The sequence below is a fragment of the Xenorhabdus sp. BG5 genome, from assembly GCF_015163665.1.
GTDB lineage: Bacteria > Pseudomonadota > Gammaproteobacteria > Enterobacterales > Enterobacteriaceae > Xenorhabdus.
The window spans coordinates 16,314-35,776 of the sequence record NZ_JADEUG010000035.1; the positions used below are offsets into that span (position 1 = coordinate 16,314).

Annotated in this window: 13 protein-coding genes; 5 read left to right on the plus strand and 8 right to left on the minus strand. The window is 42.4% G+C overall.

Annotated elements, in window-relative coordinates; all coding sequences use genetic code 11:
- The 3 genes from cydC to trxB form a co-directional block, all read right to left on the minus strand.
- Positions 1-1,761, minus strand: coding sequence for a cysteine/glutathione ABC transporter ATP-binding protein/permease CydC (cydC, locus tag IQ209_RS15250; protein ID WP_193852092.1), 1,761 nt, complete (start codon positions 1,759-1,761; stop codon positions 1-3).
- Between the two features lie 2 nt (positions 1,762-1,763).
- The gene (gene cydD / locus IQ209_RS15255) at positions 1,764-3,533 is read right to left on the minus strand and encodes a cysteine/glutathione ABC transporter permease/ATP-binding protein CydD (protein WP_193852093.1); all 1,770 of its coding nucleotides are present in this window, start codon (positions 3,531-3,533) and stop codon (positions 1,764-1,766) included.
- A 104-nt stretch (positions 3,534-3,637) separates the two neighbouring features.
- The gene (trxB, locus tag IQ209_RS15260) at positions 3,638-4,597 is read right to left on the minus strand and encodes a thioredoxin-disulfide reductase (protein WP_193852094.1); all 960 of its coding nucleotides are present in this window, start codon (positions 4,595-4,597) and stop codon (positions 3,638-3,640) included.
- 860 nt (positions 4,598-5,457) lie between these two features.
- Here trxB and lrp point away from each other — a divergent pair.
- The 5 genes from lrp (at position 5,458) to serS (ending at position 12,759) form a co-directional block, all read left to right on the plus strand.
- On the plus strand, positions 5,458-5,952 hold the full coding sequence (gene lrp / locus IQ209_RS15265) for a leucine-responsive transcriptional regulator Lrp (RefSeq protein ID WP_004256338.1): 495 nt from the start codon (positions 5,458-5,460) through the stop codon (positions 5,950-5,952).
- 243 nt (positions 5,953-6,195) lie between these two features.
- A complete protein-coding gene (locus IQ209_RS15270; RefSeq protein ID WP_370588428.1) occupies positions 6,196-9,321 on the plus strand; it encodes a DNA translocase FtsK 4TM domain-containing protein in 3,126 nt (1,041 codons plus the stop codon).
- Positions 9,322-9,393: 72 nt separating this feature from the next.
- Positions 9,394-10,005: an outer membrane lipoprotein chaperone LolA gene (lolA, locus tag IQ209_RS15275; RefSeq protein WP_193852096.1), complete on the plus strand. Its 612-nt coding sequence runs from the start codon at positions 9,394-9,396 to the stop codon at positions 10,003-10,005.
- 7 nt (positions 10,006-10,012) lie between these two features.
- Positions 10,013-11,356 carry a replication-associated recombination protein A gene (locus IQ209_RS15280; protein WP_193852097.1) on the plus strand — a complete coding sequence of 448 codons (1,344 nt, stop codon included), beginning with the start codon at positions 10,013-10,015 and terminating at the stop codon, positions 11,354-11,356.
- A 113-nt stretch (positions 11,357-11,469) separates the two neighbouring features.
- Positions 11,470-12,759 (plus strand): serine--tRNA ligase, encoded by a 1,290-nt coding sequence (gene serS, locus IQ209_RS15285; RefSeq protein WP_193852098.1) that lies wholly within the window; start codon positions 11,470-11,472, stop codon positions 12,757-12,759.
- A 63-nt stretch (positions 12,760-12,822) separates the two neighbouring features.
- On the opposite strand, the gene IQ209_RS15290 is transcribed toward serS, so the two are convergent.
- The 5 genes from IQ209_RS15290 to focA all read right to left on the minus strand — a co-directional run bounded on the left by IQ209_RS15290 (position 12,823) and on the right by focA (position 19,135).
- Entirely contained in the window at positions 12,823-13,650 is an 828-nt protein-coding gene (locus IQ209_RS15290) for a BPSS1780 family membrane protein (protein ID WP_193852099.1), read from the minus strand.
- Between the two features lie 131 nt (positions 13,651-13,781).
- The gene (locus IQ209_RS15295; RefSeq protein WP_193852100.1) at positions 13,782-14,597 is read right to left on the minus strand and encodes a BPSS1780 family membrane protein; all 816 of its coding nucleotides are present in this window, start codon (positions 14,595-14,597) and stop codon (positions 13,782-13,784) included.
- 523 nt (positions 14,598-15,120) lie between these two features.
- Positions 15,121-15,861 carry a pyruvate formate lyase 1-activating protein gene (gene pflA, locus IQ209_RS15300; RefSeq protein WP_193852101.1) on the minus strand — a complete coding sequence of 247 codons (741 nt, stop codon included), beginning with the start codon at positions 15,859-15,861 and terminating at the stop codon, positions 15,121-15,123.
- 79 nt (positions 15,862-15,940) lie between these two features.
- Complete coding sequence (gene pflB, locus IQ209_RS15305; RefSeq protein WP_193852102.1) at positions 15,941-18,223, minus strand: formate C-acetyltransferase; 2,283 nt, start codon at positions 18,221-18,223, stop codon at positions 15,941-15,943.
- Between the two features lie 54 nt (positions 18,224-18,277).
- On the minus strand, positions 18,278-19,135 hold the full coding sequence (gene focA, locus IQ209_RS15310; RefSeq protein WP_193852103.1) for a formate transporter FocA: 858 nt from the start codon (positions 19,133-19,135) through the stop codon (positions 18,278-18,280).
- Positions 19,136-19,463: the final 328 nt, after the last annotated feature.

Here is a 19,463-nt window from a genome sequence, read left to right on the forward strand (position 1 = left end):
TTACCTTTGCTCAGGATAGCTCTGTAGCTGATAAAATGGTTGCCGCTGATAAAATTGATAGTAACGCCCTTGTTGAGCCAGTAGCGCATTATGCTTACCTTGCTCGATAATACGTCCTCCATCCATAACGCAGATTTGATCCATGAATTGCAAGCCTGTGAGTCGATGGGTAACGATAATCAAAGTCTTATGCTGACAACTACGGCGTAGCAGCGACAGAATTTGCTGTTCTGTATCTGCATCGAGCCCTTCAGTTGGCTCATCCAGCAGCATTAAAGGGGCATTGTGCAATAATGCTCTGGCAATACCCAAACGACGCTGTTCTCCACCGGAAAGCTGACGCCCACCCTCACCCATCCAACAGTTTAGCTTTTTATCAGTGTCTAGCAAGTATCCTAAATCTACTTGTTGCAGTACGGTTGCTAATTCATCGTCACCAGCATCTGGTTTTGCCAATAAGAGATTTTCACGCAAAGTATGGCTAAAGACATGTATCCGCTGGGGAACGATAGACATCATTGAACGCAATGTTGACTCATCATAATGGGAGATAGGGTGCTGATTGAGTTGAATTTCACCGCTATTGACATCCCAGGCACGCGTCAATAATTGTAAAAGCGTGGATTTACCACATCCTGTTTTTCCCAGTAAAGCAATATGTTTGCCTGATGTCAGGGACAGAGAGATATTTTTCAATACTGGCTGTGGCTGACCTGGGTAGGTGAAATTAACATCTTTTATTTCAAGGCTAAGCTCACTATTCGCTTGCGGTCCATGAGAAGGAAAGGTGACTTCCGGTTTTTGGTGCATCAACTGAGAAACACGCGTCGCAGATGCAATGACTTGCCCCATGTGCTGGAACGCCACTGTGACTGGCCCAAGTGCTTCGAACGCAGCAAGGGTGCAAAATGTAAACAGTGCGATTAATGCGCCCGCCTGACTATTTTCTCCCACACCTGCCGCTGCTAGCCACAGTATTAGCGTCACTGTCATACCAGTGGAAAAAATCATGATAGCTTGTGAAAGTCCGGTCAAACTGGCTTGTTTTTGCTGGCTTTTTAACCAATCATTTTCAATCTCTGTCATGGATTGACGAAAACGTCTAAGTGCACCAAACACGCTTAATTCAGCTTGCCCCTGCAAGGCGCTGGTAAGTAATGTACGATACTGCCCACGTTGTTGGGTGATGTTTTTGCCATAAGGTTTTCCTGCATGATAAAACACGCAAGGTAATATCAGCAGTAGCCCTAACATAATACCGCCAATAGTATAGGCGAGGGTGATATCAAGGAAGCCCAGGCCGAATGTCAGAACGAGAATGACGACGAATGCGGCGAGGACAGGGGAAATAACGCGCAGATACAGGTAATCCAGTGTTTCGACATCTGCAACAAGCCTATTTAACAACTCACCTTGACGAAAACGAGCAATGCCTCCAGGAGAAAGAGGGAGTATTTTTTGAAACGCGAAAACACGTAAATGCGCTAGTACCCGGAATGTTGCATCATGGCTGACAAGTCGCTCACCATAACGACCAGCAGTACGAAAAATGGCCGCACCGCGAACGCCGGCGGCAGGCAGCATATAGTTGAACGTATATAACCCTGCGAACCCCGCCAGTGCTGTGCCAGCAAGGAACCAACCAGAGAGTGTTAGCAACCCAATACTGGCTAGCAGCGTTACAATCGCCAATAGCATACCTAAACTGATGAGAAACCAATGGCGGCGGTAAAGCGCGAGAAATGGGAGTAATACACGCATGATTAAAGCTCCACACTACGGTGAGATAACAAACGAGAAAATACACCTTGAGACTGGCTTAAAGTTTGATAATCACCTTGTTCAATAAGCAATCCATTTTCCATTACCCAAATCTGGTCATATGATAGCGTTTCTTCTAGCAAGTGAGTGACCAATAATGTGGTTTGTTGATGCGAAGCCTGATTTAAAGCCATCATCACACGCTGTTCGCTATGGGCATCAAGACTAGCGGCGGGTTCATCTAAGAGCAATAATTGGCAAGGATTTAACAACGCTCGTGCTACCGCAACCCGCTGGGCTTGTCCGACAGACAGACGAGCAGCGTTGTCACCTATCACTGTATTAATTCCATCTGGAAGGTCGTTAATAAACTCACTGACATAAGCCCGTTCCATCACATCACTGATTTGTTCTTGCGTTGCGTCATATTGACCAAGACGAATATTATCAAGCAGTGTCTGTTCTGGCAGGTGTGGGTTTTGCCCAACCCAACTTAAGCGTTCACGCCATTTTGTGAGATTGAGTTCACGCAATTCAATACCATTGATTTTCAAGGAACCATGATAAGGTAAGAATCCCAGCAATACATTGATCAACGAACTTTTGCCTGCCCCACTTTTTCCAACCAGAGCAATCCGCTGGCGCTTATCAATAGTAAAATTCAAAGGACCAGCAAGACGATGTCCATCGTGGGACATAATTTCCAGTTCGCAGGCCTCAATGGTAACGGGGGCTTTATCTGATAGTGTTTTCTCACCGCTACTTGCAGCCTGTTCTCCATCGCTACTAAGTAAGGTGAAGAGCGATTCTGCCGCTCCGACTGCTTGGGCTTTGGCGTGATAAAACGTACCTAAATCGCGCAGTGGTTGAAAAAATTCAGGTGCGAGGATTAACGCGAGGAAACCTGCAAACAACGTAACACCCACGCCATAGCTACCAAAGTGCAATTCTCCCAAATAGGAAAAACCAAAATAAACAGCAACAACGGCAATAGAAATTGCGGCAAAAAATTCTAAAACCGCTGAAGATAAAAATGCCATGCGCAAAACTTCCATGGTTCTGCGGCGAAAGTTCTCTGTTGATTCAGCAACTTGTTCAATTTCCGCTTCCCCTCGATGGAACAGGCGCAAAGTTTCCAAACCCCGGAGACGATCGAGAAAATTACCGCTTAATCGACTGAGAGCAACAAAATTGCGCCGATTGGCATCTGCGGCTCCTAAGCCCACCAATGCCATAAACAGCGGAATCAATGGCGCGGTTACAAATAAAATCAATCCTGCAGCCCAATTAATTGGAAATACAGTAACCAGGATTAAGATAGGAATCATCGTAGCAAGAGCAATTTGAGGCAGATAGCGAGAGTAGAAATCCTGCATGTCTTCTATCTGCTCCAGGATAATGGTTGCCCAACTTCCGGCGGGTTTCCCCTTAACCCACATTGGGCCAAGTTGTTCAAGTTTATCCAGTACCATATTGCGAATTTGTTGGCGTACAACTTTGCCACAAATAAATCCGACACGTTCCCGGACGGCATTGACAATCGCCCGTAATGTAAAAGTAGCAGCCAACATTAGAAATTGGTCGATAAGGTTTTCACGGGGAACATTGTCCATAATCAGGGCTTGTAGGATTGTCGCCAAGAGCCAAGCCTGGGAAATAATCAGCAATCCACTGATTAAGCCAAGTAACATTGATAAACGAAGCCACCGACGGGCAGGTGCAGTTTGCTGTTTCAGCCATCGAACAAGTTCAGATTGTCTTGTTTTGTCCATAAGAAAAAATTTCTGATTAGCGGGTGATGATACGGAATATCAAAACAAGCTGTATGTTACCTGTTAAAAAGCGCTATCGGAATAGCGCCTTGGGGAAAGATAGATTATTTGGTTGCCAGCCCATCAAGAAAACGTTCAGCATCCAGTGCAGCCATACAGCCTGTACCTGCTGAGGTGATAGCTTGGCGATACACATGATCCATAACATCTCCAGCGGCAAAGATACCTGGAATAGAGGTTTGAGTGGCATTACCATGCAAGCCCGATTGGACTTTGATATATCCGTTTTCCAGTTCCAGTTGGCCATCAAAGATACCCGTGTTTGGACTATGGCCGATGGCGATGAAAACGCCGGTAACATCCAGTTCTTCGGTATTGTCACTTTTCGTATCACGAATGCGGATGCCAGTCACACCCATATCATCACCCAGAACTTCATCCAACGTACGATCAGTATGCAGAATAATGTTGCCGTTCTTCACTTTTTCCATCATACGGTCAATCAGGATTTTTTCTGAACGGAAAGTATCACGACGGTGAATCAAATGTACTTCAGAGGCAATGTTTGCCAAATACAGTGCTTCTTCAACAGCAGTATTGCCCCCGCCGACTACAGCAACCTTTTGTTTACGATAGAAAAATCCATCACATGTTGCACAAGCAGATACACCACGACCTTTGAAAGCCTCCTCGGAAGGCAATCCGAGGTAACGGGCTGAAGCTCCTGTCGCGATGATTAAAGCATCACAAGTATATTCCTGATCATCACCAAATAAACGGAATGGTCTGTTTGTGAAATCAACTTTCTGAATATGGTCAGAAATGATTTCTGTTTGAAATTTTTCGGCGTGTTGGAACATGCGCTCCATCAAGCCAGGGCCAGTCAGCCCTTCTGGATCTCCGGGCCAGTTCTCAACCTCAGTCGTGGTGGTCAATTGACCGCCTTTTTCAACCCCAGTAATGAGGACGGGATCTAGATTAGCGCGGGCTGCATACACAGCAGCGGTATAACCAGCAGGACCTGAGCCAAGAATGATAAGTTTACTGTGTTTGGCTGTGCTCATGAATACCTCATTTCCATTATCTCATATTGCAGATTTGGGGATTGTAGGAGAAATAATAAGTTAAAAAAAGCGATTATCAGATAAAATATTCATGTTATTAACGATTTTACCGATAGATAGTAACTATGATGTAATCGTATTGTAAGAAACGATTGTTTAACTTTCTGAATTGAACGTCATTTATACATATGAGACATAAAACAAGCTATCAAAACGATTTACTGAAAATTTATTTGGCAGGTTGTTCTGATTTTTGTTCATTTACTTTGACAATCGGCTGTGCATTTGCGAAAACATCTGTGTAAGAGATAATTATCTCTCTTGCTAATCAATTGATTCTATAAAATAGACAAACTAGTGTGGGTGATTTTCTCATAGAATATAAAAATTGCCGTTAAGCTGTTTCTGAAAAACCTAGTGTTTTGGGAGCTAGTATCTTAAGAGATAGTATTCTGGGAAATGAAGTTTCTGAGAGACAATGTTCTGGTAAATCGTGTCGTATTCCTAATGGATTGCAAGTTGTGCAAGTTGTAGTGCGGCGGCAAGGGAACAAAACCTCAAGCGCATAGAAACTAATATGAGTGATGAGTGGCTGATATATGAGTAACTGAGTGATTGGGGTGAGTGAGCACAGCTAACATAGCAGCAACTTGGAAAGCAAAAGGGATAATTAATCGAATTCTGGGAGATTGTGGTCTGGGAAATTGTATTCTGGGAGATTGTTTCTAGAGTTGTAGTAGTCCTTAAACCTTGGTTACAGATTAAGCGTTAACCTTTGAAGACATCTTTTCCAGCTCAATTGCTTGAAAGAGATAGGGAAAATGTTTTAGGTGTAGGAATATTAAAGAGAGAGCAATAAGATGATAGATAATAAGAAGCGTCCAGGAAAAGATCTTGATCGTATAGATCGTAATATCCTTAACGAGTTGCAAAAAGATGGTCGTATTTCTAACGTGGAGTTATCCAAGAGAGTTGGTTTGTCACCAACACCTTGCCTGGAACGTGTGCGTCGTTTAGAGCGTCAGGGCTTTATCTCTGGCTACACGGCTTTGTTGAATCCTCATTATTTGGATGCATCATTGCTGGTATTTGTTGAAATTACGCTGAACCGCGGTGCAGCAGATGTATTTGAACAATTCAATACTGCTGTTCAGAAACTAGAAGAAATTCAAGAATGTCATTTAGTTTCTGGTGATTTTGACTACTTGCTGAAAACACGCGTGCCGGATATGTCTGCATATCGTAAATTGCTCGGAGAAACTCTGTTACGTCTTCCTGGTGTTAATGACACCCGTACTTATGTTGTAATGGAAGAAGTGAAGCAGAGTAATCGTTTAGTGATTAAGACTCGTTAAGCTTTCATCTAAAATGTACAGATGCAAAACAGGAAAAACTTAGGTACACTCCTGTTTATGCATACAGTTTCAACGCTGAGCTACCCTCAGCGTTGTTCCGTTTAATCAACAGAAAAACCTGGAGAGCCTTTCTTGAACCAGGAATATACAGAAGACAAACGTGTTAAGTTAAAGAAGATAAGCAGTGGCCGCCGGCTTCTGGAAGCCGTTCTGTTGGTTATTGCTATCTGTGCTGTGTACTTAATGGTAGTGCTTATCAGCTTCAATCCATCTGATCCCAGTTGGTCACAGACATCATGGCATGAACCTGTCCACAATTGGGGCGGCAGTGTTGGTGCTTGGTTGTCTGACACACTATTCTCGGCATTTGGTATTCTTGCCTATGCAGTCCCGCCATTTATGTTGTTAGGTTGTTGGAATGCTTTCCGTCAGAAAGATAGGCAAGAGTACATTGATTTCTTCACACTTGCATTACGCGTCATTGGTGCTTTAGCCCTGATACTGACATCATGTGGTTTGGCTGCCCTCAATATTGATGATTTAAATGATTTTGCTGCGGGTGGAGTCATTGGTAATTTGTTCAGCAACGCGATTCTGCCTTGGTTCAACATCTTGGGAGCAACCTTGGCTCTGCTTGGCATTTGGGTTATTGGATTTACATTATTTACAGGATGGTCATGGCTTACGATTGCGGAAAAAATTGGCGCAGTTATTCTGAATTCACTGAGTTTTGTCGTCAATCGTGGCCGCAATAATGCTGAATATGATGAAAATGATTTAGAGAATACGTTAGTTTCCGAACGCTCAGTTAGTGAACAAAAACATGCGGAGCATGCAGATAAACATGAAATGGTTATATCTACTGAAACGCTAGATGAAGATGATGTATTACTGACAGCGCCAACGTTAGCCGAATTAGCTAATACAGATCCAGCGTTACAGCCTGCACCAGTTTCTCCGACTGCTCCAGCATTGAATCAACCTCAGGAACAAGAACCTATTCACTATTCTTTTGAATTGCCAGATGATGACCAATCAGGTACAAATCCACAATCCGATGACTTTTCTCAGCCTATTTCAAATCTATCCACAAACAGTTCTGCTGGCACGAATACGCATTCACAAGATGATGTAACAGATACGTTTACTCTTTCTGCAAATGATAATGTCAATTTGAAAAATACAGCAGCGGATATTACGGGTTCTGCGGTTGTGACGAGAAATCCACAGATTAAACAGGGTATTGGTCCTGAAATGCCGCGCCCTAATCCTGTTAGGATCCCAACACGTCGCGAATTGTATGGTATCAAAGTGCCTTCTCACCGTTTGGCAGAACACATGCAACGGAAAGAAAAAGAGAGACAGAATGAACTGGTTGCAGAAGCTAATGAACAGCGAATGGATGCCCAACAGCAAGACATGTTGCGTCAGCAATTCCTCGAGCAGCAACGTGAGCGCTATGGTGCTGATTTTGAAGAAGGAAACAGAGAGTCAGAGTCTCGTGAAGCAAGTACGCTGATACATAAGCAACCAACGGTAGCTGATGAGTTTACGAAAAATAGCGTAGATAACCAGAACATAGACAAACAAATAGTAAACGAGCAGCCAATAGATGAACAAAAAGCACAGGAAGAAGCGTTGCGGATAGCATTTGAGCAACAACAACGAGAACGTTACCAAGTAAATCAACCTGAGCCTACTGAATTTGTATTTATGCCAACAGAGTCACAGACTCAACCAATTCAGGAGAAAAATATAGCGACTCCTCTTGATTTCCACGAATCGAGAAATCAGCCTACTTTTGTGCAGCAAGCGCAGCAAGCGCAGCAAGATAGCCTGTTCCATCCATTTTTGATACGCAATGATCAGCCATTGCCAAAGCCAACGACGCCGATGCCTTCTTTGGATCTTTTGGCAGAACCACCAGCGGAAGAAGAGCCGGTTGATATGTTTGCGCTTGAGCAAACCTCTCGTTTAATTGAAGCGCGTTTGAATGATTATCGCGTTAAAGCGGATGTTGTTGGATTCTCTCCAGGGCCTGTAATTACACGATTTGAATTGGATTTAGCGCCTGGGGTGAAAGCTTCGCGTATTTCTAACTTATCACGTGATCTCGCTCGTTCGCTTTCAGCGGTAGCTGTCCGTATCGTGGAAGTTATTCCGGGGAGACCTTATGTTGGTTTGGAATTACCCAATAAAAAACGCCAAACAGTTTATCTGCGGGAAGTTTTGGACTGTGAGAAATTCCGTGATAACCCTTCACCGTTAACCATCGTCTTAGGAAAAGACATTGCAGGGCAGCCAGTTGTGGCTGACTTGGGTAAGATGCCTCACTTACTGGTAGCAGGAACGACAGGTTCCGGTAAATCGGTAGGGGTCAATGCGATGATCCTCAGTATTCTGTATAAAGCGAAACCAGAGGATGTTCGCTTTATTATGATTGACCCGAAAATGCTTGAGTTATCGGTTTACGAAGGCATTCCACATTTATTGACCGAAGTCGTCACTGATATGAAAGATGCAGCCAATGCATTGCGTTGGTGTGTCAATGAAATGGAGCGACGTTATAAGCTGATGTCAGCTTTAGGTGTACGTAACATTGCAGGTTATAACGACAAGATCAAACAAGCCGAAAATATGGGGCGACCGATCCCTGATCCGTTCTGGAAACCAGGTGACAGCATGGATGCAACGCATCCTATGCTGAAAAAAGAGCCTTATATTGTTGTTATGGTTGATGAATTTGCCGACTTAATGATGACAGTCGGGAAAAAGGTGGAAGAATTAATTGCACGCTTGGCTCAGAAAGCACGGGCGGCAGGTATCCACTTAGTATTGGCAACTCAGCGCCCTTCTGTTGATATTATCACCGGGCTGATTAAGGCCAATATTCCGACACGTATTGCATTTACAGTATCCAGTAAAATAGATTCCCGTACCATTCTTGATCAAGGTGGTGCAGAATCATTGCTTGGTATGGGGGACATGCTTTATTTGGCACCAAACTCTTCCATTCCTGTACGTGTTCATGGTGCATTCGTGCGTGATCAAGAAGTGCATGAAGTTGTGAATGACTGGAAAGCTCGTGGCCGCCCTCAATATATAGACAGTATTGTCAAAGGGGGAGAAGACGGTGAAGGCAGTGTGGGATTTGATAGCGATGAAGAGCTAGATCCCCTGTTTGATCAAGCGGTTGAATTTGTGATCGAAAAACGTCGTGTCTCTATTTCGGGCGTGCAACGTCAATTTCGGATTGGATATAACCGGGCAGCCCGGATTGTCGAACAAATGGAAGCACAACAGATAGTGAGTGCACCTGGGCATAATGGCAATCGTGAAGTTTTGGCACCTCCGCCTCATGAACATTAATTATCACTGTGAAATGTAAACAGTATCGGCAATTGATGACTGATAATAAAACGAATTGAAGGTATCTCGCACATGAAAAAACTGATGTTGATTGGTTGTCTGATGATGGGAGTGAGCATAGGTTCTGCTTGGGCTGATGCGACGCAGGATCTGCAAGGGCGTTTGGGAAAGGTGAATAGTTTTCATGCCAGTTTTACTCAAACAGTGACTAGCGATGATGGTTCAACGGTCCAAAAAGGAGAGGGAGAGCTTTGGATCAAACGCCCTAATTTGTTTAACTGGCATATGACGTCACCTGATGAGAGTGTTTTGGTTTCTGATGGTAAGACGCTGTGGTTTTATAATCCTTTTGTTGAACAGGTGACGGCGAATTGGTTAAAAGAAGCAACGGGAAATACGCCATTTATGCTGATTGCACGTAATGATCCTGCCGACTGGAAACAGTACAAAGTTATGCAAAACGGTAATAGCTTTGAGCTGACGCCTCATAATGCCAATGGCAATTTAAAACATTTTTCAATTACCGTGACACCAGAAGGAACAATCCAAACATTTACTGCCGTTGAACAGGATGGGCAAAAAAGTGCTTACCAATTGAAAGGGCAGCAAAATGTAAACGTGGGTGCGGAAAAATTCAAATTTACCGTACCGGAAGGTGTCACGCTGGATGATCAACGCCAGTGAGGTTTAAGTGAACAATCTTTCTCTCGATTTTTCACAAAATGAATTTCAGCCACTGGCCGCAAGAATGCGGCCAGTCACATTAGATCAATATATCGGCCAGCAACATTTACTGGCGGAAGGAAAACCTTTGCCGCGAGCAATCCGAGCAGGTCATCTTCATTCTATGATTTTATGGGGACCGCCCGGAACAGGAAAAACAACACTAGCTGAAATTATTGGTTATTACGCGCAAGCTGATATTGAACGTATTTCGGCAGTTACTTCTGGTATAAAAGAAATTCGTGAATCCATAGAAAGAGCACGACAAAATCGTAATTCAGGGCGTAGAACCATCTTATTTGTTGATGAAGTTCATCGATTTAATAAAAGTCAGCAGGATGCATTCTTACCACATATTGAAGACGGTACGATCACATTTATTGGTGCAACCACCGAAAATCCCTCCTTCGAATTAAATTCAGCTTTGTTGTCACGAGCACGTGTTTATTTATTGAAATCACTTTCGGCGGCAGAAATTGAACAGGTGCTGATTCAGGCTATTAATGATACAGAGCGTGGCATTGGCGGGCAAAATATCGTACTACCGGATAATACTCGCCAAATGATAGCAGAGCTTGTGGCGGGAGATGCACGCCGCTCACTGAATTTGCTGGAAATGATGTCGGACATGGCAGAAACCAATGCGCAAGAGCAACGGGTTTTGACGTTGGAATTGCTGAAAGAAGTCAGCGGGGAAAGAAGTGCCAGGTTTGATAATAAAGGTGATCGATATTACGATTTAATTTCTGCTCTGCATAAATCAATCCGTGGTTCAGCACCTGATGCTGCACTTTACTGGTACGCCCGAATTATTACCGCAGGCGGTGATCCTCTTTATGTTGCCCGTCGATTACTGGCAATTGCTTCTGAAGATGTGGGTAATGCTGATCCACGCGGAATGCAGATCGCTATTACTGCATGGGATTGTTTTACGCGCGTAGGAGCGGCTGAGGGAGAAAGGGCGATCGCACAGGCAATTGTTTATCTTGCTTGTGCACCGAAAAGTAATGCTGTTTATATCGCATTCAAGGCAGCTATGGCGGATGCGCAAAACAAACCGGATTATGACGTTCCTGCCCATTTGCGTAATGCCCCGACTAAGCTGATGAAGGAAATTGGGTTTGGTGAAGAGTATCGCTACGCCCATGATGAAGCGAATGCGTATGCCGCCGGTGAAGTCTATTTTCCGCCAGAAATGCAACAAACACGTTATTATTATCCGACTGCCAGAGGGTTGGAAGGTAAGATAGGTGAAAAGTTAAACTGGCTCCTGGAACAGGATCAAAATAGCCCAATAAAACGCTATCGTTAATTTTCCTGATACGGTAAGGTTTATATTCAACAATGCCAAATTACAGCTAAAAGTTGTAGTTTTTGACGATTTTTCAATAACCATTTTTCAATAACAACAAGCACAGGACTAGCATGCTCGATCCAAATATACTGCGTAATGAGCTAGACGCAGTCGCCGAAAAACTGGCTCGCAGGGGTTATACCCTTGATGTGGAGACGCTGCGCAAATTAGAAGAGCGCCGCAAAGTTTTACAAGTTGAAACTGAAACCCTGCAAGCTGAACGTAATTCCCGATCGAAGGCTATTGGTGCAGCGAAAGCCCGTGGTGAAGATATTGAACCACTGCGTCAGGAAGTGAATCAATTGGGAGAAAAATTGGATTCAGCAAAAGCTGAACTGGAAAATTTACAGGCTGAAATCCGTAATATTGCATTAAGCATGCCGAATATTCCTGATGATTCCTCTCCTGACGGAAAAGATGACAATGATAACCTGGAAGTTAGCCGTTGGGGTGAACCACGCCAATATGACTTTGAAATCAAAGACCATGTATCACTAGGTGAACTGACTGGCGGCCTTGATTTTGCGGCTGCGGTTAAATTGACTGGCTCACGTTTTGTCGTAATGAAAGGGCAGATCGCTCGTCTGCACCGTGCCATCACCCAATTCATGCTGGATCTGCATACAGAGCGGCATGGTTATCTGGAAACTTACGTCCCTTATTTGGTTAACCATGATTCTTTATATGGTACAGGTCAGTTACCTAAGTTTGGTGAAGATCTGTTTCATACCAGACCATTGGAAGAAGAATCTGGCAGTCATTATGCCTTGATTCCAACTGCGGAAGTCCCGGTCACTAACTTAGTTCGTGATGAAATTCTGGATGAAAGTGTGTTGCCATTGAAGATGACGGCGCATACTCCTTGCTTCCGTTCTGAAGCAGGTTCTTATGGTCGTGATACCCGTGGCCTTATTCGTATGCACCAATTTGATAAAGTTGAATTGGTTCAGATTGTTCATCCAGAAAAATCCATGGAAGCACTGGAAGAATTGACTGGACACGCTGAAAATGTATTACAGTTACTGAATCTTCCTTACCGTAAGATGCTGCTGTGCACGGGTGACATGGGGGCAAGCGCAAGAAAAACTTACGATCTGGAAGTTTGGTTACCAGCGCAAAATACTTATCGTGAAATTTCCTCTTGTTCTAACATGTGGGATTTTCAGGCTCGTCGTATGCAAGCGCGTTTCCGTGGTAAAGATGACAAGAAAACTCAGTTGGTACATACATTGAATGGTTCTGGTCTTGCGGTAGGTCGTACCCTGGTTGCTGTGATGGAAAACTATCAGCAGGCAGATGGCCGCATTGAAATCCCAGAAGTATTGCGTCCTTATATGAATGGATTGAAATACATTGGTTAATACCACCTATTCTTAATAAAAAAGCGCCGCATGCGGCGCTTTTTTACGAGTGACTATCATAAGTCAACTTGTGACAGTTATATCATCTTTCTGAGTTTCTTTTTTATAAAAAACACTGCGATAGGAGATATAAGATGTTGCCAGGCTCAATGGAGCTGTGAATAGGATCCCTAAAAACAGAGGGATTGCAGAAATAAAGAACAAAAGATAGATAAAGAGAAGGAATAGTAGTACACCTAAGAGGTTTTTCCATATAGCACTGAGACTAATTGAAAGGGCTTTTCTTACGCTAAAATCTTTCAATATAACCAATGCGGGAGCAAACCAGAAACATGCAGTGGATAAGAACAAGGTAATTAGAGAGACACAGAAAGATAAAAATGACACTTGTGAATCATCACTAATGATCATTTCATCATAATTGCTATATAAGGAAAAATCATCAAAAATGACTTGAGAAAGGTCGTGTCCGTCTATCAGAACAGAAATAAGATTTCCCAATATTTTTATTCCACAAACAATGATACCGATTGCCAATAAATTACTACATTTATAGTGAAGGCCATAGAATAATTTTCCGAACTTAAATTTACCAGTCATTCTTTGCGTTTCGCAAATGGCAATAATTCCAGCAGAGAATAACGGATCCAGTAAATTAAGCAGGAGAAAGCCAAAGTCAGAAATGAAAAGACTTAAATTAATAACACCATAGATAATCCCTATCAACACCCACATACCAAGTTTGGGAGAAATAAAATCCCATGCATCACCTATCCAGGCAATGGCAGCACTTGCCCCAATTGCTTGGCCATTGGGAATAAATAGAGTATGTTCATCATCTGAGCTATTGTGCGATCTTTCTATATTTGGAGGTATACTTGTGTTATCCATTATTTTTCTCTTATATTAATAAGGGAACTTACTCAACTTATACTTTCATTCCAAGAAAAAATGTCATTGGATAGTAATAAAAAAGCGCCATAAATAGCGCTTTTTACATATAAATATTTATTGAAAAATATTTAGCTGATTAAGTGAGATTTTGTCTCTTGGGTTTCTGGGGCATAAAAAATGCTGCGATAAGTTGTATAATAGGTTGCCATATACATAGGGAAAGTAACAAGCAAACCTAAACCAAGTGGAATTGCGGAAATAAACATCAGAATACCCATCAGCAAGAAGAACAGGAAACCACCGAATAGGTTTTTTCTTACTGCACTTAAGCTCATTGATATTGCTTCACCAAATTTTAAATCATTAATGATAATCAGAGCAGAAGCAAACCAGCTAAATGCAAGGGAAACGATGTTAAAGAACAATATAACCAACATTGCCAGCATTAAACTAGAAAAACTGCCCATTAATAGCATCAGGTCTGCATCTTGTCCTGCCAAAAATATTTGAAGTAGGCTTGTCCCTCCAAGTATAACAGCAGCTATGACACCAAGTACATTTATGCCGAAGGCAAGCGCACCAACAGCAACCAATGAGCCGAACTTATTTTTAAACCCATAGAAAAGTAATTCTATGTCAAAATCACCCGCTGTTCGCTGTTTTTCACTGGCAGCAATAAATCCAGCAATAAATACTGAACTAAACAGAGCAGCGATAATACTGATGATAGGCATGAATTGTAAAGCTATCATTATGGCAAAATAGATTAAGGTTAGCAGTATCCATTTCATTGGCTTTGCCTTAAACATTTCCCATGCATTACCAACCCACTCTGTTGCCATCCCAGCTCCTACAGCACGACCACCTGGAATAAATGTATCTTTTTCCTTGCTCAGAGAGACGCTATTCTCTCCTGAGTTGAGATTCATATCTTGAGTATCCATATTTTTCCGATTTACTTTATTGAATAGAATTACTGAATTTATTTTTCTATATTATTGACACAAATCGTTATAGAAAACAGACGGATTATCATATAAAAATTATTAATCAACAAGTGTTGATTTTAATCCTTATTGGTGGAGAAAGAGATGTTTCTATCGGTAATAATAAATATGTGCGGTTTATTTTGTTAATTATACTAATGTGATTTTGGCTTAATTTTCTAATTTATCTTTACATAAAGTAAATGATTTTATTTTTGGCATCAGATATTGTGTGTTTTTAGAATAAAATATTTCACACATTATGAGTATACCAATCTAACTTCAAGATGCGTGTGATTTCTCCCCGCGAAGCGGGGAGAAATCAGGTTTCATAGCGTGTTGTAAATTGCAATTTGAAGTTTAATGCGTATAACTTGTTCTGATTTAAAGTTATTTTGATCATATCAGGTATATCCAGCCTGATATGATCAAAATTTGCAATAATTAATAGAAGGAACAAGCAATGTAAGAGGAAATGAATCTAATAGATCACCTGGTGCCCATAACTTCTTAAAATATCTTTTATCCTCTCCATTGTTTCTTTTGGAGGAGGTTTAACACTTTCCAGTTTATAGTCTTCACCCATGGCAATCCATTTATGTTTACCGAGTTCGTGATAAGGTAATAACTCTATTTTTTCAATATTTTTCATATCCTTGGTGAATTCACCAAGTAAATGAACGGATTGATCGTCATCAGACCAACCAGGAACAACAACATAACGAATCCAGGTTTTTTGATTGCGTTTTGCCAGATAACGTGCAAATTCGAGAGTCCGATGATTGGACACGCCAATTAATTTTTGGTGAATATCATCATTGAGCTGTTTTAAATCCAGCATCACCAAATCGGTAGCATCCAATAACTCATCGATCACCGGATCATAACGGCGAACAAAGCCATTAGTATCCAGGCAGGTATGAATGTCCTCTGCATGACAAGCCCTGAACCAGTCACGAACAAATTCTGCTTGAAGAATGGCTTCACCACCGGAAGCAGTGACTCCACCCCCTGAAGCATTCATAAAATGGCGATAGGTCGTTGCTTCTTTTATTAATTCTTCAACGGTTACGGTTTTTCCGCCATGGGTATCCCAAGTATCGCGGTTATGGCAATAGAGGCAGCGCATAAGGCAACCCTGGAAAAACGCGATAAAGCGGATACCGGGACCATCTACGGTTCCGCAAGATTCAAAAGAATGGATACGGCCAAGTACGGACATGAAAGGATTTCTCCAAAACTAGCAAGCTAATAAAGGCTCCAGGATTAAAGGAGCCTTTATTATTTGTCATTTTTAATAATTACATGGTTTGAGTAAATGTACGGGTGATAACGTCCCGTTGCTGTTCTTTAGTCAAAGAATTAAATCGCACCGCGTAACCCGATACGCGAATCGTCAATTGCGGATATTTCTCAGGATTTTCCATGGCATCCAACAGCATTTCGCGGTTCATCACGTTAATGTTCAGATGCTGACCACCTTCGATATTTGCTTCATGATGGAAATAACCATCCATCAGGCCCGCCAGATTTGCTTTACGGACTTCATCATCTTTACCCAGCGCATTCGGTACGATAGAGAAAGTGTATGAAATACCATCTTTGGCATAGGCAAATGGTAGTTTCGCCACCGAAGTCAATGAAGCAACCGCACCTTTTTGATCACGGCCGTGCATTGGGTTAGCACCCGGTCCGAATGGTGCGCCAGCACGACGTCCATCAGGAGTATTACCCGTTTTCTTGCCATAAACCACGTTTGAGGTAATGGTCAGTACAGACTGGGTTGGAACAGCATTGCGATATGTTTGCAGCTTCTGAATTTTCTTCATGAAGCGTTCAACCAGATCACACGCGATATCATCGACACGCGGATCGTTGTTACCGAATTGTGGGTATTCACCTTCAATGTTGAAATCAATTGCCAGGCCATCTTCATCGCGGATTGGGGAAACCTTCGCATATTTAATGGCAGATAATGAATCAGCAGCAACGGATAGACCTGCGATACCACATGCCATGGTACGGTATACATCACGATCGTGCAGTGCCATTAATGAAGCTTCATAGCTATATTTGTCATGCATATAGTGGATGATATTCAGGGCGGTAACATACTGTTTTGCCAGCCAATCCATGAAGTGATCCATACGTGCCATAACCTTGTCATAATCCAGCACCGCGTCTTTCATTGGCTCTTCTTTCGGCCCAACCTGCATTTTCATTTTTTCATCCACACCACCGTTGATGGCATATAGCATAGTTTTTGCAAGGTTTGCGCGGGCACCGAAGAACTGCATTTGTTTACCAACCACCATTGGGCTGACACAACACGCGATAGCGTAATCATCGCTGTCGAAGTCAGGACGCATCAGGTCGTCATTTTCATATTGCAGGGATGAAGTATCGATCGAAACTTTTGCTGCGAACTTTTTAAAGTTAATAGGCAGTTTTTTAGACCACAGGATGGTCATGTTAGGCTCTGGGGATGGTCCCATGGTATATAGCGTATGCAGGAAACGGAAACTGTTTTTTGTGACCAGAGTACGTCCATCTAAACCCATACCCGCCAGCGATTCGGTTGCCCAAATGGGGTCACCAGAGAACAGTTCATCATATTCTGGGGTACGCAGGAAACGCACCATACGCAGTTTCATGACCAAATGGTCGATCAACTCTTGGGCTTGTTGTTCAGTTAACTTACCTGCTTGGATATCACGTTCGATGTAGATATCCAGGAAGGTAGAAACACGGCCAAAGGACATTGCAGCACCGTTTTGGGATTTCACGGCTGCCAGATAGGCAAAATAAGTCCATTGCACGGCTTGTTGGGCATTGGTAGCGGGATTGGCAATATCATAGCCATATTTAGCTGCCATCTCTTTGATTTGACCAAGAGCACGATGCTGTTCAACGAGTTCTTCGCGCAGGCGAATGGTTGCTTCCAAATCTTCGCCATTTTCCAATTTTTCCTGTAGGGAAGTGAATTGGGCGAATTTCTCATCACGTAGGAAATCGATACCATACAACGCAACGCGACGATAATCGCCGATGATGCGCCCCCGGCCATAAGCATCAGGCAAGCCAGTCAATACACCAGATTTACGGCATTTCAGGATATCGGGGGTGTAAACATCAAATACCCCCTGATTATGAGTCTTACGATACTCAGTGAAAATTTGTTTCAGTTTTGGGTCCAGTTCGCGGTTATAGGCTTTACAAGAACCTTCAACCATTTTAACGCCACCAAATGGAATAATGGCACGTTTCAGTGGCGCTTCGGTTTGCAAACCAACGATTTGCTCCAGATCTTTTTCAATATAACCTGCATCATGAGAGGTAATTGTAGACGCAATGTCAGTATCAAAATCTAGCGGTGCATGGGTGCGGTTTTCGATTTTGATGCCTTCCATGACTTTTTCCCACAAAGCGTCTGTTGCTTTTGTGGCACCCGCAAGGAATGATTCATCGCCTTCATATGGGGTATAGTTTTTTTGGATAAAATCACGGATGTTGACTTCATTCTGCCAGCTACCCTCGTTAAAGCCTTGCCATGCTACTGAGAATTTTTCGTTTAACTCGGACATGATACTTCTACCTTTTAACAGTGGAACTTTTAAGAAACCTGACCTGGAGGCGAATTAATGTTTTTTGCCGCCACGTAAATAAATCAACCAATAGGTCAACCCAACCAATACCGCACCACCAATAATGTTACCTATCGTGACAGGGATCAGATTATCGGTAATAAAGCTTGAAACATTAAGTTGTGGAAATCGTTCAGGGGTTGTCCCTGTTTTTAGCCAAAATTCATCCGGTGCGAAGTTTTTGATGATGATCCCGAACGGAATTAAAAACATGTTAGCGATACTGTGTTCAAAACCGCTGGCGACAAACATGCCAATTGGCAGGATCAACGCGAATAACTTATCTATCAGACTGCGTCCGGCATAGCTCATCCAGACAGCAAGACATACCATCAGATTGGCTAAAATGCCCAGGCATACTGCCTCAATAAAGGAATGGTGCATTTTATGATCCGCTGTCTGCAATACATTTAGTCCCCAAGTACCATTGGCGACAGTATATTGGCCGGAATACCACACTAAAGCGACGAAAAACAGAGCGCCAACCAGATTACCGATGTAAACGTTAATCCAATTTTTGAACATTTGAGACCAGGTAATACGCCCTGTTGCTTTTGAAATGATCGTCAACACGGTGGAAGTGAAAAGATCGACACCACAGATAACGACCAACATCAAACCAAGGGAAAAACAGATCCCGCCCGTTAATTTAGCTAACCCATAAGGAATGGAAGAAGATCCTGTTGTTGCCGTAATATAAAAAACAAAAGCAATGGAAATAAATACACCTGCCATGATTGCCGATAAATAAGTCACTGCGGGATGTTTATTGACTTTATATACACCAATGTCATCAGCGATTTGTGCCATTACAGCAGGTGAAAATAAATTGAAAGGGCTGTCAGTTTTCATCCTAACACTCTCTTTATCCTTAATTAATCATAGCACGCATTGATAGTAACAAACGGGGATTGACCTGAATTTGATATGGATCATATTAGACCGAAAGTCTAATGAGAAATGGCAGTTTAAATGGAGTGGTATAAGATTAATGATATGATTTATAAAGAAAAATATTTTTTAAAATTTATAAAAATATTTTATATAAGCTGTTTTGGCCTTTTAGATCTTAAATAACTTTTCAAAATGGTAGGAGTGTCGAAGAAACTCAGTCCAATTTTTGCGAATTTTGATTTTCCACAAACAAAAAAGCAAAAGAGAGGACTGAGTCATGCTTATC